Annotated in this window: 9 protein-coding genes; 5 read left to right on the top strand and 4 right to left on the bottom strand. The window is 60.8% G+C overall.

What is annotated here, in order from left to right:
- Positions 1–110: 110 nt before the first annotated feature.
- The 5 genes from ARC39_RS16590 to ARC39_RS16570 all read left to right on the top strand — a co-directional run bounded on the left by ARC39_RS16590 (position 111) and on the right by ARC39_RS16570 (position 8391).
- Positions 111–1034 carry a LysR family transcriptional regulator gene (locus ARC39_RS16590; RefSeq protein WP_068115950.1) on the top strand — a complete coding sequence of 308 codons (924 nt, stop codon included), beginning with the start codon at positions 111–113 and terminating at the stop codon, positions 1032–1034.
- Between the two features lie 165 nt (positions 1035–1199).
- Positions 1200–2153, top strand: coding sequence for an ABC transporter substrate-binding protein (locus tag ARC39_RS16585; RefSeq protein WP_068115949.1), 954 nt, complete (start codon positions 1200–1202; stop codon positions 2151–2153).
- Between the two features lie 20 nt (positions 2154–2173).
- Entirely contained in the window at positions 2174–4261 is a 2088-nt protein-coding gene (locus ARC39_RS16580; RefSeq protein WP_068115948.1) for an oxidoreductase, read from the top strand.
- Positions 4248–5000 (top strand): maleate cis-trans isomerase family protein, encoded by a 753-nt coding sequence (locus ARC39_RS16575; RefSeq protein WP_068115947.1) that lies wholly within the window; start codon positions 4248–4250, stop codon positions 4998–5000. The genes ARC39_RS16580 and ARC39_RS16575 overlap by 14 nt, the downstream gene beginning before the upstream one ends.
- 412 nt (positions 5001–5412) lie before the next feature.
- Positions 5413–8391 carry a PQQ-dependent sugar dehydrogenase gene (locus ARC39_RS16570; RefSeq protein ID WP_068115946.1) on the top strand — a complete coding sequence of 993 codons (2979 nt, stop codon included), beginning with the start codon at positions 5413–5415 and terminating at the stop codon, positions 8389–8391.
- A 123-nt stretch (positions 8392–8514) separates the two neighbouring features.
- Here ARC39_RS16570 and ARC39_RS16565 read toward each other — a convergent pair whose 3' ends face one another.
- From ARC39_RS16565 to ARC39_RS16545, 4 genes are all read right to left on the bottom strand, one after another.
- A complete protein-coding gene (locus tag ARC39_RS16565; protein ID WP_149866457.1) occupies positions 8515–9336 on the bottom strand; it encodes a hypothetical protein in 822 nt (273 codons plus the stop codon).
- The gene (locus ARC39_RS16560; RefSeq protein ID WP_068115944.1) at positions 9306–10610 is read right to left on the bottom strand and encodes a carbohydrate porin; all 1305 of its coding nucleotides are present in this window, start codon (positions 10608–10610) and stop codon (positions 9306–9308) included. Before ARC39_RS16560 ends, ARC39_RS16565 begins: the two co-directional genes overlap by 31 nt.
- A gap of 333 nt (positions 10611–10943) precedes the next feature.
- Positions 10944–12551, bottom strand: coding sequence for an FAD-dependent oxidoreductase (locus ARC39_RS16555; protein ID WP_068115943.1), 1608 nt, complete (start codon positions 12549–12551; stop codon positions 10944–10946).
- An 866-nt stretch (positions 12552–13417) separates the two neighbouring features.
- Positions 13418–14188 (bottom strand): TIGR01458 family HAD-type hydrolase, encoded by a 771-nt coding sequence (locus ARC39_RS16545; RefSeq protein ID WP_068115941.1) that lies wholly within the window; start codon positions 14186–14188, stop codon positions 13418–13420.
- Between the last annotated feature and the right edge of the window lie 40 nt (positions 14189–14228).

Below are 14228 nucleotides of genomic sequence, written 5' to 3'. Positions count from 1 at the left end.
TCGACATACCCAAGCTAGAAACGTCGCAACACCTGACATATTGCAAAGTGTGGAAATTTACTTGAACTATTACCAAATCAAAATCTCAAAATCACAGGCAGTATCAAAGTATGAAGCGCGTTTCCGATGTTGACCTCCGCCTGTTGCGCATTTTTGTCGTAGTCGCCGAGGCCAAAGGGTTTGCAGCGGCCGAAACCTACCTGAACATTTCGACGTCCACGATTTCCGTTCACATCTCCAATCTGGAGAGCCGACTTGGGATACGTCTGTGCGAACGCGGACGCGGCGGATTCAAGCTGACCGACCGCGGCCGTATCGTCTACGAAGAGACCAAGGGTTTGCTGAAAACGCTGGACGATTTCGCCGGCACCCTGACCAGCGCTAAGAGCATACTGGCCGGGCGACTATCGATTGGCATGGTCGATGCTCTTGTGGGCCACCCGGACTTCCCGATCAGCGACGCGTTGCGCGAATTCAACCGCACCGAGAATGAGGTCGAGCTTGAACTGATCGTTTCGACGCGGCAGGAACTGGAGCATTTCGTCATCGAAGGGCGGTTACACGCGGCACTGGGGCCGTTCATACGCAATATTTCCGGGCTGAAGTTCACTCCGCTCCTGCGCGAACCGATCCGTCTCTACTGCGGGATCGGCCACCCGTTGTATCAAGCGCCTCGCAAGGTGATCGCCAAGGCCGATCTGTCCTCGTTCCGCACGGTTCTCCGCCAATACAATAGCGAATTCGACCGCAGCCGGCTCGGCGTGGTTCAGGAGGAGGCGACCGTCAACAAGATGGAAGGCATGCTCGTGCTGCTGCTCTCGGGGGGGTACATCGGTTATCTGCCGGAGCATTATGCGCAACCCTGGGTGGACGCTGGAGAGTTGTTTGAGATCAATGCCGGCGATACCGCTTACGTGTCCGAACATGCCCTGATCACGAAGGCCGGAGGGCAGGCGGCGCCCGCCTTGGAACGTTTCGCCACGATCACCCAGTCAATCTGCATGCGCGCGCAGCAGAAACACCAGTTTGGCTAGGAAATTGGGCAAACTAATTTTGGAAAAATATAAACTAAAGTTCCAATCAATGAGATGGTTTTCCATGTAACGAGGGGTGTCTTCTTAGGCTGAGATCGAACATCGGTCCTTTGTGCGTTCGTTCCGCGACATGCGCCAAGCCGTTCAAACTCTAGGAGACGCCCCGTGCAGACGAATATCAAAGCCCTTCTCGTAATGGCCGCTGTCGGATCATCGGTGGTAGCCTGTCCGGCCCTGGCGGTGGAGACAGCAGAGCCCATCCGGGTCATTCTCATTGACAGTTCGGACGCAGACTTCATCGCCTATTCATTTGGTACGATCCTTGCGGAGATCGGATACAACGTCGAGTTTGTCCGCGTGGACTACACCGCTCAAATCCCGGCGCTGGAAACCGGCGACGTAGATGTGAGCACCGCGATCTGGGATACGTCGAGTTGGCCGGCGCTGAACGATGCGGTTTCCGCTGGCAACGTGCTTAATTTCGGTTCCACGGGCGTGCAGGTGCTCGAAGGCTGGTGGTATCCGTCCTATGTCGCAGAGCTTTGCCCGGGCCTGCCGGACTGGACCGCACTCAAGGAGCCCGACTGCGTGCAGGCGCTGGCAACGATCGAGACCGAGCCGCGCGGCCGCTATGTGGACGCTCCGGCCGATTGGGAGACGGATGCCCAAACCCGCATGGACGCGCTCGGGATCGACTTCGAGGCGATGAATTCGGGCTCCCCGGTGACCCTGATTGCCACGATCAAGGCCGCGGTCGACAAGCAGGAGCCTATCATCGGCTGGGGCTACATTCCGCATTGGTACTTCGAAAAGATCGAGGGCGAGTTCGTCCAACTGCCGCCAAACGCTGACGCCTGTTACGATGATCCGGCCCATGGGCCAAACCCGGACGAGGTGTTCGATTGCGGGTACTCGGCAGGTTACGTCTGGAAGCTGGGCAGTGCGGCGTTCCAGGCCAAGGCCCCGGACGCTGCGCGCTACCTGCACCTCATGTCGGTCTCCACCAGCGACGTCGCCGAGGCGACCGACCGGATCGAGAACGGTGGAGAGGCGATTGAGGACGTCGCCGCCGAGTGGGTCGAGGCGCATCGCGATGCCTGGACCGCCTGGATCCGCTAACCCACGGACAGGACGGCCCAATGCCCCGCGACCCCCGCTACGACATTCTCTTCGAACCAGTGAAGATCGGCCCACGGACAGCCCGCAACCGTTTCTATCAGGTGCCGCATTGCAACGGGTTGGGCTATCTGCACGCCTCGGCCATGGCGGAGATGCGCGGGATCAAGGCGGAGGGCGGTTGGGCCGTTGTCAATACGGAGCAATGCGAGATCCATCCCACCGCCGACAGTTCACCCCTCGTGGAGATGCGGCTCTGGGATGACCGGGACATGCCAGCGCTGGAACTCATGGCGCAGAAGGTGCAGGCCAATGGCGCCTTGGCAGGTGTTGAACTCACCTACAATTCCTACGCAATGGCCAGCCTCTATACCCGTGAAATCCCGCTCTCGCCGAGCCATCTGCCCGTTCAAACCGGCAACCGGGACCCGGTGCAATGCCGTGCGATGGACAAGGACGACATCGCCGAATTCCGCCGCTGGCACCGCAATGCTGCGGAGCGGGCGGTAAATGCCGGATTTGACGTGATTTACGTCTATTCGGCACACAACCTGTCAGTTCTGTTCCACTTCCTATCAAAGCGCTGGAACCACCGGAGCGATGAATACGGCGGTAGTCTGGTGAACCGGGTGCGGCTCCTGCGCGAAGTGCTGGACGACACCGCCGATGTCATTGCCGGCCGAACCGCGCTGGCGGTGCGGATCAGCCTCGACGAGCTGGTCGGCGCGAAGGGGCTGGAGAAGAACGAGGCAGAGGATGCCATCGGTATGCTGGCCGAGTTGCCGGACCTGTGGGACGTGACGCTCTCGGATTGGTCGAACGACAGCCAGACGTCGCGGTTCTCGCCGGAAGCTGTGGAGGAACCATTCGTCCACCGGATAAAGAAGCTGACCACGAAACCGGTTGTCGGTGTCGGCCGCTTCACCTCGCCGGATACGATGGTGAGCCAGGTTCGTCGCGGTATTCTCGACTTCATTGGTGCCGCACGACCGTCCATTGCCGACCCGTTCCTGCCGAAGAAGATCGAGGAAGGGCGGCTGGACGAGATCAGGGAGTGCATTGGCTGCAATATCTGTGTGGCCCATGACGAACTGTCGGTTCCGATCCGCTGTACCCAGAACCCCACGCAAGGGGAGGAATGGCGCAAGGGCTGGCATCCGGAGCGGGCGGCACCGGCGGGATCCGAGAGCGGCGTGCTCGTCGTCGGTAGTGGCCCGGCCGGGCTTGAATGCGCCAATCATCTCACGCAACGCGGCTATAGCGTAACGATCGCGGAAGCGCGTGGCGAGTCGGGTGGGAGGGTGGCACGCGAGGCACGCCTGCCGGGGCTCAACGCCTGGGCGCGTGTACAGGAGCACCGGGAGTTGCTTCTGAAGCCGCGGGCCAACGCGGACATCTATCTCGAAAGCCCACTGGATGCCGAGGCAGTGCTTGAATTCGGCTTCGAGCGCGTTGTTGTCGCCACCGGGTCGGAATGGCGCCGGGACGGGATCGCGCGATATCACCAGCATCCGGTGCCGGGGCTCGATATGCTCCCATGTCTGACCCCGGATGATATCCTCGATGGCAAGCGGATCGACGGTCACGTTCTGATCTACGATGACGACCACTACTACCTTGGCAGCCTGCTGGCCGAACAACTCGCCAACGAAGGGCGGAAAGTAACTTACGTCACGCCAGCCGGCATTGTCTCTTCATGGTCAGTCGCCACGCTGGACCAGCACCGGATCCAGAAGGCAGTGATCGAATGTTGCGACGCCGTGCATGTGAACACCGCGCTGATCGCTGCAGATGCAGGTAAGGCGGTATTGGAGTGCGTCTTTACCGGTAGGGAGACTGAGATTGTCTGCGACGCGATCCTGCCGGTGACCGCACGCCTGCCAAAGGACCAACTTTTTCGAGACCTCAAGGCCCGGAAGGAGGAGTGGGCGCAGGCCGGTATCAAATCGGTAGACCTGATCGGCGACGCCTATGCGCCGGGCACGATCGCCGCGGCGGTCTACGCCGGCCACAGGTTCGCCCGATTGCTGGATGAGGAGACTGACCGCGACGCCGTTCCGTTCCGGCGCGAGATGACCTGGATCGAGGACTACGATTATGGCGCTAGGTGAGATCTTCTTTGACAACGGCGGTGCGGGTATCCGCATTGGATTGATCGTTCTCTCCACTGACATGACAACGGAGAATGGTTTTCGCGCCGCACTCGTCGGACAGGATGTCAGCTATCACACGACACGCGTCCTGACCGTCAATCCGCTGACCGAGGATAACCTGCGAAAAATGGGTCCGCAGTTGGCGGAATGCGCGGCGCGACTTCTGCCGGAGATGCCGCTTGATGTCATTGCCTACAGTTGCACCTCGGCCACCGTCGCTCTCGGCTTCGAGACTGTCGCGAAGCAAATCCGGGCCGGTCGCCCCGGGATACCGGTCACGACCCCGGCCACCGCTGCCCTGAACGCTTTTGCGCATCTTGAACGTCAGCGCATTGCGTTGTTCACGCCGTACCCCGAGCCAGTGGGCAAGATGATGGCCGGCTTTCTTGCCGAACATGGGGTGGACGTGGTCAAGCAAACCCATCTTGGGATCGAAAGCGATGCGGATATGCCATTCGTCTCGCTCGAAAGCTTGACGTCCCTGGCCTTGAATGCCGACCATCCCGATGCGGACGCGCTCTTCATCTCATGCACCGCCATACGCGCGATGGAAGTTCTTGAGGCGCTGGAGAATGAACTCGGCAAACCCTGCATGAGCAGTATTCAGTGCCTTCTATGGGATAGCTTGCGCGTCTCCGGCCACAACAAACCGATCGTCGGCTTTGGCCGCCTGCTCTCCACGCCGGCCACGGAGTGAGACCGGTGGCATAGTCAACGTCGTACTTTTTTGGATCGTGCATCCCTCCCAACAAGATGATCGCCCGCCAATTCAGCATCGTACCCCGGCATGCGTCGATCCCAGCACGGCGTGAAATTGCGATCCCCATAGCAGACTCAGGGCGTGAGCGAATGCACCGCTACGCGCCAGCTAGCGCGACTTGACGGATATCCAACTCTGACATCGCAAGGCAGCATCATTGGCGCTCGCTTGTCGTTCCCTGGCCATCGCGGAGGACCTGGTTCCTTCGATCTAAACCGTTGCTGTGAATGACGCGTGATCACTTCTACCGATAACCCACGGAATCCGCCGCCGCTGAGATTTTGAAAACTCACATTACTATGTTTGAATGCTCCCCGTACCGAGATTCTTGTGAGGAAATTGGGAAAAGATGTCGGGGAATATCGCACTAGAGACATTTTCAATTGGGATTAGTGAAACGGCCGGCGAAGTGCTGGTTCCGATCGTGCGGACCGTCGATCTTTCGAAGCCCGTCGACATCGTCTACGAGGCGAATCTGCTCAGCTTCGCCGATGCAGCAGATGAAGACGATTTCACGCCGGACTATGGAACCGTGACCATGGAGGCCGGTGTTAGCAGGATCGTCGTGCCTGTCGAAATCCTGGACGACGATGTCTCCGAGAATACGGAGTCCTTTTCCTTCTCCTTGGTTGACCTGAACAGCGGGACATTCCTGTTCCCGAGAACTGCGCAAATCGACATCCTCGATGACGAGAATCCCGTTACCGAGCCCACCGACCCGCCACTTGAATCCGACTACGCGTTTTCCGAAACGACGACCGTCGATGGCCTCACAAAGCCGATTGCGTTCGAATTCTCGCCGCTCGATCCGGATGTCATCTATGTCGCCGAAAAGAACGGGAAAGTGCGCCTGTTCGACTTGGCAAGCGGCGACGATCTCGGCGACGTCCTCGATATCATGGATCAGGTGAACCAGCGCGCGGACCGGGGACTCATGGATATCGCGCTCCACCCCGATCTGGCGACCAATCCGTATCTGTACACGTACTACACCGTCGATCCGCCCGACACCGACGGGAAAAGCGGCAATGCCGCGCCGGACGGGGAGGGCAACAGGTTTGCCTATCTGACGCGTCACACCCTTGATGCAGACAACGACTATCGGACGGTTGTGCCGGGCTCCGAGGTGATCCTGATCGGGGGCGCCGGCCAGTCTCTGGACGATATTTCCGGCGGCGGTGCGGTCAACTCCACGTCGGATTTCGATACGCCGCCGTCGGACGTCGATCCGGACACCGGCGAGTATGTTCAGGACTACATCAAGGTGGATTCGCTCTCCCACGCGGGTGGCTCGCTCGAATTTGGGCCGGACGGCGCGCTCTACCTCTCGACTGGCGACGGAACATCCTTCAATGCGGCCGACGTTCGTGCACTCAGCGTGCAGAGTGTCCACGCGCTTGCAGGGAAGATCCTGCGCATCGATCCGATCACGGGGCTTGGCCTGACCGATAACCCATTCGTCGATGATGCCGGCGGGGACCTCACGCAGAATGCGGCGAAGGTCTATCAGCTTGGATTGCGAAATCCGTTCACGATGGGGTTTGCCGGTGAAGGCCAACTATTGATCTCCGACGTCGGCTGGGGCGCATACGAAGAAATCAACACAGGTGCCGCCGGGGCGAATTTCGGCTGGCCGTTCTACGAGGGCGGCGATGGCGGCGCGTCGCTTCCGACGCGCGACTACGAAGACCTGGACGAGGCCAAGGCGTTCTATTCCGCAGTCGCGTCGGGTGATGCGACAGTTACACCCGCTTTCAAGGCGTTTTCGCATCGCGTGGTTGACCCTGGGTACCAGTTGCAACTCCTTATCGGGGCCAACGATGTCATTCGATCCGACCGATTCCCGTCAGGATTGCAGGGCCGCTACATTTTCACGGACATGGCCCAAGGCGAGCTCTATGCAATCAAAGCAAACGACAGCCGCGACTTGGAGTTCCTTGCGCAACTGGATGGACCGGGACCGGTCCATCTCAAGCTGGGACCCGACGGCCATATGTACTTCGCCTATCTGATCGACGGCAAAATCACGCGGATTAGTCTTGCCGAGTTGGGGAATTCCGATCCGATTGCAGCGGATGATACCATCACCACTCGCCAGGATGTGGCCGTGAATGTCGACGTCCTGGCGAATGACGACGATCCGGATGAAGACCCGTTAAGCGTGGCAACCGTTTCGCAGGGCAGCAACGGCAAAGTGTCCATCAATGTCAATGGAACGGTGACCTATGTGCCGAACGCCGGGTTCTTTGGCACGGACGAGTTCACCTACGAGGTTGCGGCCAATGGTGGCCGCGACGAAGGCAAGGTGACGGTGACCGTCACGAAAGCGACGATCAACGTTCAGAAAGGCACGCCCGGCGACGACACTCTGAAAGGGACGGCCGGTGCGGACAGGATAAGCGGCCTCGCCGGAGATGATATAATCCTGGGGCGCGGCGGTGCTGATGATCTGATGGGGGGCGCGGGAAACGACCGCCTGGACGGCGGCCGCGGCAAGGATGGTATTTTCGGCGGGACGGGTATCGACAGCGCCGAATACACACGTTCCGAGCGGGCCGTTGTGGTGGATCTTGAAGCCGGGACCGGAAGTGGTGGGCATGCCGAGGGTGATACACTCAAGTCGATCGAAAACCTGCGCGGTTCGGAGTTCGATGACGATCTAACGGGAAGCGCGCTGGGCAACACTCTCTGGGGCGGCGGCGGCGCAGATGTGTTGCGCGGGCTCTTGGGAGACGACTCCCTCTACGGGGGCGCAAAACGCGATACGCTTCGCGGTGGCGAAGGCCGTGACACTCTGCAGGGTGGCCAGGGCAACGATACAATCTACGGAGGCAAGGACGACGACACGCTTCGTGGAGGGCAAGGCGATGATACGATCTTCGGAGCCAGACACGCAGATCTCATCTTCGGGAACGGCGGAGATGACAGTCTCAAGGGAGGAAGGGGCGCCGACACCCTTCGGGGTGGTGATGGAGCGGATACCCTGCGCGGCTCGGACGGCAACGATATCCTAGACGGTCAAGAAGGAAGCGACTCGGTCTTTGGCAACGCAGGGGACGATCAATTGGTTTTCGTGTTTGGCGAGACCGGCACCAAGCGGGATGCCTATCACGGAGGTACTGGTACAGACACACTCGAAATCCACCTGACGCGCGATGAGTATGAATCCGAACTAGTCGCGGCGGAATTGGCTGAGCTCGAAGGGTTTGCAACGGGCGCCGGACGCGCTCCCGGTGCAGATGATGAAAGCCTCTCCCTTCGCGAGCTTGGGCTGAAGGTGACCTCTATCGAGATCATCGAGGTTGTAATATCCGACGAGGTTGCATGAGGCCCTCCGGTGATCTGGTGGGCCTGACAGAGATACGAGTTCAGCGGCGTTCCAAGACCCCACAAGATAGCTCATGGTTGCCTATTGGTAAGGCGCTGTTCGCGCGTTTCTCGGCCGAGTGGCCTATTCCATCCGCGTGTAATACTGGTGCATGTCGTCCCCGACCATATCGACTGGCGTGTCCGAACTTCCCTCGATCGAAAGGTCTTCGGCCAGGGTGCGCGCCTGGAATGTCCAGCCCTCGGCAGGAGAAAGCTGGTTGACGAGATTGGCGGGGTCGCCCCCTTCGACATCCGATCCGTAAGCGTTGAGGATGTAGGTATTACCGTCTGGATCGACCAATTCATAAACCGGGCTACCCGCCTTGAATGTCATCGTCTGGTTTTTTGCGCTGGTATAGGGCGTATAGGGCGCGGACCCGGTGTCGCCGCCGAGCGCCGAGAGCGGCAGAGTCGCGCCATAGCGGGCCTCAATTCCACCGAATGTCTTTGTCGCGCCCAGGCTTATTGTCTGCGCGTCCATCGTCCAGAATTTTGGGCCGTTGAGCTCGGCTGCTTTTGCACCGTGTTCGGAGGCAATGGCCGCTGTGTCCATTGCTTGCCATTTTTCTTCCGGACAACCGTTTGAGGCCGACGTGTTGTAGATCGTGACGTGATCGTCGAAAATCAGGACGAACTCACAAAACCTCATGTCGCGAATGTCGCTGAGGGAGACCGGTTCAAGTTCTTGTTCCGCCCAAGCCGGGACACAGAATGCCATGCTGCCGAGGACGAGGCCGAATACCATGGGTCTTTTCACGGCCGCGCGGTGAGAAGTGAACGGCATTTGAGTTTCTCCTTGCTGTATTGTATTCGCATTGGCTGCGGTCGAGAAACGACCGCGACGGTCGGCACGAAAATCGTTTTGTTGGGCGCTCAGAACTGGATCCGCGTTCTGAGACCCCACAGAACAACCTGATCGGTGTCCGGGTTCGCGGCGGGATGGCGGACAATCTGGACCGATGGGGTGATCGCGAAAGAGGCTAGAAGCTGAAGCCGGTAGAAAGCCTCGGCCGTGTACTGATCTTGGAGCGCGTCGACGGACGGGTTGCCCCACCCGGCAGCAATCCCAAACATGTCGTCCGAAGGGCGGTTGCGGGTGTGGATCTTCACGCCCAACCCGGCAACGAAATCTTCCCTAAAGATCGAAGCGTTCCCATCGGACCAACCGCCGAGGGCAAACGGATACCACGTGTCGTCGAACAGGTAGCCCGCCTGGATAGCGACACCGCTCGATGCCTTCAGGCCCTTCTCCTCCAGAGCATCCTGGTACCAGACTTGGAGTCTGAACGAGTTCCACATCTGCTCCCGGATGCCGGATGGCAGATAACGAAGCTCGGTGGAATAGAAGTACTCTTGCTGCTCAATCGTCTCCAACGGGTTCTGGCTCGCGGTTGAGTTCGCGTCATGGACACTGGCAACCATTGCAACCTTGGGAGTGACTTCAAACCCTACACCGAAGCCGAGGCCACGACCGGGACCCGGTTTGGCGAGGCTCGACTGCATGGCGGTGTTCTGAAACCCGGTCAGCGAGGACGAAAGGGCGGTGTTGTTGTACCAGGAGATCGCGCTGATATTCCCAACGACGAAACGGAACTTGTCGTCGAACATCGACTGGCGCCAGGCAAGTTCGTTCAGTTCCCAACCGGATGCACCGAACCCGGTTCCGGAATTGACGATACTCCCGAATTGATAGGCGAGTTGCGAGGGCGGCAGGTTCTGGTCCCAGGCCTGACGGTTCCGGACGCGGAAGGTCAGCTTGCCCGTGTTCGTGCCGCCGCGGTTCAGAAAGGTCCACGCGCCTTGGATCTGACCGCGTGTTGCAGCCGCCTCGGAGATACCGGTCAGGGTCTCGTCGGCCGATTGGTAGAGCGTCTGGAAACTAAAGCCCAACTGCAGTCCGACGTTCGCGTTCAAGCGCTTCTTCCATGCGTACCAGGGGTCAAAGAAGGCAAGCGTTCCGCGGGGCGAGAGCAGGCCAGCGCGAACGGAATCATCCTGAGCCAGCTCGTTCAGAACACCACTCGGCCCTTCCAGCACGCCGGCCTGGGAGTAACCCGCTTTGGTTCCGTTGCTCTGCGGCCCACTTGGCTTCAAGTCACCGGATTGGGCGGTTGCCGGACCTGAACTCAATGCGGCGACGAGGAAAATGGCGCAATATGCCAGAACCACGGGTTTCATCCCTACCCCCTTTCCCGGCCTTGAAATGCTACCATAGCACATCGTTGAGGCAGGTCAGCGTGACCTCGACATTTGCCGCGGGCCGCCCCAACACTGTCAACACCTTGCAGGGTGCCATGCAAGGCTTTCGGATCTTGCACACATCCGCGAAAACGGCCGCGATGCGCTGCAAGCGGCTTCCGCCACCATTTCAGCCAGGTTTTTCCGTGGCAGAGTAACCCGGGGCAACCGTAGTCCGAATGCTAAAGTCGGGCGGCCTACGGTTCCCAGTTTCCGGTCATGACGGTGGCCCGGCGACCTTGGCTCTTAAACTGCCGGCATGGAGTATCTGCGTCAGCACGGGATATCCGCGGTCGCCCGATCCTGTGGTGCTGAACGCAATCTGTGCCGCGCTGCCGGAGCTTGGGCACCGGCCGCCTCGAGGACCGCGTCTGCGGTCCGCAGGGACAATGCCACGATGGTCAGCCCCGTGTTCACCGAGCTTGCGGAGGGCAATACGGTGGCGTCGGCGACATGGAGGTTCTCCACCCCGTGCACGCGGCCCTGCGCATCGGTGACGGATGTCTCGGGATCCGCGCCCATGATCGCGCCGCCGGTCTCGTGCCAGAACTCCACCGGGCGGCGCGGTGCGATCACCGGGTAGCCCAGCTCGCGGAAGCACGCGCGGACAAGATGGCGCAAGCGACCGTATGCCTCCGGACGATGGACGGGCGGCGTAAGGTTGCCCAACTCGTCGCCGTCGAATGACCAACCGGTTTCTTTCGTCGGCAGTGCCTCGCCCATGTGGAAGACATGCAGGCTACGCTCGCCAATGGCCCTGACCAACGGGCGCTTGGCCTTCGACGTCAAGAGCCAGAACGGTGTCTGACCCGCAATCTGGGCGACGCCGAGCGGATGCGGCCAGTCGGGCCCGGCATCCGCCCAGGCATTGATGGCAAACGTCTTGGTGTGCCGCGCCCCAAGCGGTCGCAACCCCACGACTGGAAAGAGCGTGCCCGTCGAATGGGCGGCCACGCCACGGCCCAGCCAACCCGAGGCATTGCCCACGCCCTCGGGGTGGATCGACATGCGGGAGCGTCGCAACAGCAGCGCACTGTGCGGGAAGCCCGCGCTCACCACCACCTGGCCAGCCAAGATGCGTTTCTCCTGCCCGTCATGGCGAACCAGCACGCCCTCGGCGCGCCGGCCGGAGGGATCAACCAGCACCTTCAGGCACTCCGCTCCGTAGAGCAGTTTCACGTTGCCTGCCGCGAGTGCGGGACGCAGGGTGGCGGTATCAGCGTCCATCTTGGCGTCGCGCACGCAGTAATGGGCATCGCATTGGCCGCAGAGCACACAGCTCCCGCCGGGGCCGTAGTCTATCCCGCGAGGGATTGCCGCGGTCGGGACCCCATTGGCTTGGAGCCGCGCCGCAATCCGGGCAACCAACGGGTCGTGCGGTAGCCGGTCGTGCGGGTACGGCCGGGAGCGCCAGGGCTCGGTTGGGTCTCCCGTGGACGCGCCATGGACGCGGTAGATCTCTTCGGCCTCGCAATAGTACGACTCCAGGTCGTCGTATCGGATCGGCCACGCCGGCGAGATACCGTTTTCGACGGCTCGTTCCTTGAAGTCGCTTTCACGGAAGCGATAGAGCGCCGCGCCGTAGTACTTCGATTTTCCGCCGACTATGCGGAATTCGTGACCCAACGGTTGAGCGCTGTAGAGGAAGGTGTTGTTCTCGGCTGTGGCGACCTGGAGTGGCGGCTGGCCGCGCTCCAGCATGAGCACGCGGCAACCTTGCCCGGCCAGGCGAAAGGCGACGGCGCTACCACCCATTCCGGTGCCGACGATAACAACGTCAAAGTTGGAAGCGCCGTCCGTCAGACTGCTTAGAGTGGCAGGATGCGCGCTCGTCACTGCGGCCACTGTAGTCCAGCCGAGGGTCCCGTCGGCCGCGTTCATGGCAGCGGCTCCGTTCTGGGCGACCACCTGTACCGTAGAGACTGCATGCACGGGAAAGACGTTCTGGCCATGGGCTCTCTCTTTCGAAGCAATCGTTCTCGGTGCCGTTACCGGCTGCAATTCGTTCGCGCTCGGGATGGCGCCTCCTGCGACCGGCGCAGGCCTTGTTTTTATGGAGTTTCAGAGGATCTTGTTCGAATGATGACCGTGCCGCCAGTTTGTACCTCCCGCTACGTAAATTTGCGGCGCAGCGCCCGGAATCGTACACTGCGCGCCACAATCGGTTGGTCGCGCGACCGGGACTTCGGGTGCCGGGCAGGCTTCAGCCGACGGCACTACTCTACCGCGACACTGCATCTTGCGGAGACCCGGTTCGGTCGCTCCATGGCGATTGCTGTTACGACGAAGTCATGACGCGCGACGAAGGGCACGTACCGATCCGAGGGGATCCATGATCTCGTGCCCATCGACCGTCGTTTGGGAAATGCTCGCGACCCAACACAGCTCGGGGACCATGGCGCGCAATGCAAGCCACAGTGCTGCCTATCGGCATGCGCCGACACGGGTTGGCCTATCCGGCGTTCGACATGCCAGCCGCAAGCCGCACTGGCCGAAGCACGTTCCTGTTGAGCAGTGTGCGGCTGACGACGGTTGGGACGACTGCCGCGCCGCTCATCCCGACGGGTGCAGGGCCTGGCGGTGGCTTGCGGGGGGGCTAGGCCTACTCCGAGTCCACAGCGAGTCCCCGCCAAACCGCGCTCTCCCGGATCGCGTCGCGGCCCACAATCCCGGTGTCGAGCCATGCTTGCATTGAGAGAAACCTCAAGCATGGGAACGATCGTCGATCGCATCGCGACGGTCGGCGACTAGCGGCTGGCTGCAATAATAGTATCCACGGCTTCGGCGATGTCCGTTGCGACGGAGGTCGGTGCCGGACCAAACCGGTTCTCGTCTCCCTCTCGGTATTTCCCGGTTTGCACGAGGATACCCATGCCAATGCCGGCTGACAGGGCGCCTGCCACGTCGCTTTCCGCGTCGTCTCCCACCATTGCCACGTCAGACGGCGCGCAACCGAGGCTGTCGGTTCCTGCCCGGAAAAACGACCGTTCGGGCTTTCCGAGAATGAGGGCTTCTGTCCCGCTGGAATATTCCAGCGCACGCACGAAGGCGCCGGCATCAAGGCTCAGCTCACCATCCGTGTCACGGAAGACCCTGTTTGCTGCCAATGCGAGCAGGGGCGCGCCGGCCACCAATTCCCGGAAGGCAGCGTTCAGCCGTTCGTAGCTGAAGTACTCGGCAGCATCTCCGATAACGATGGCCTTGGACGCCGCGCCGACGCAATCTGAGAAATCCTCCTCAAGGTCGGGGTGAACCAAAAGGTGCGGGCTGAAGCCGTGCGCATTCAGCCAGGTGCAGGCCGCCGCCGCAGGCGTCAGCACCTCGTCGTCGCCGGCGTCAAAACCGAGCACATTCAGTTTTCTCACGATGGTACGCTTTGGTCGTCGGGTCGAGTTGGTCAGAAACCGGATTGGGATTCCCGATTCCCGAAGTCGCTCCACGGCGTCGACGGCACCGGCTATGGGCCTCTCACCCTGGTAGAGAACCCCGGAAATGTCGAGCAAGACGCCGCCAATCATGTCGAATCCGATGCGCCCCCCTGCGCCTCTTTTCCGATGT

Source organism: Tropicimonas marinistellae (assembly GCF_001509585.1).
In the GTDB taxonomy this organism is placed as follows: Bacteria; Pseudomonadota; Alphaproteobacteria; order Rhodobacterales; family Rhodobacteraceae; genus Tropicimonas; species Tropicimonas marinistellae.
This window is presented reverse-complemented; position numbering and strand designations above follow the sequence as displayed.

What these genes read in the sequence shown, in the direction of transcription:
- ARC39_RS16590 (WP_068115950.1), top strand. Translation starts at nt 111, where the DNA reads ATGAAGCGCGTTTCCGATGTTGACCTCCGCCTGTTGCGCATTTTTGTC.
- ARC39_RS16580 (WP_068115948.1), top strand. Translation starts at nt 2,174, where the DNA reads ATGCCCCGCGACCCCCGCTACGACATTCTCTTCGAACCAGTGAAGATC.
- ARC39_RS16575 (WP_068115947.1), top strand. Translation starts at nt 4,248, where the DNA reads ATGGCGCTAGGTGAGATCTTCTTTGACAACGGCGGTGCGGGTATCCGC.
- ARC39_RS16570 (WP_068115946.1), top strand. Translation starts at nt 5,413, where the DNA reads ATGTCGGGGAATATCGCACTAGAGACATTTTCAATTGGGATTAGTGAA.
- ARC39_RS16560 (WP_068115944.1), bottom strand. Translation starts at nt 10,610, where the DNA reads ATGAAACCCGTGGTTCTGGCATATTGCGCCATTTTCCTCGTCGCCGCA.
- ARC39_RS16555 (WP_068115943.1), bottom strand. Translation starts at nt 12,551, where the DNA reads ATGAACGCGGCCGACGGGACCCTCGGCTGGACTACAGTGGCCGCAGTG.
- ARC39_RS16545 (WP_068115941.1), bottom strand. Translation starts at nt 14,188, where the DNA reads ATGATTGGCGGCGTCTTGCTCGACATTTCCGGGGTTCTCTACCAGGGT.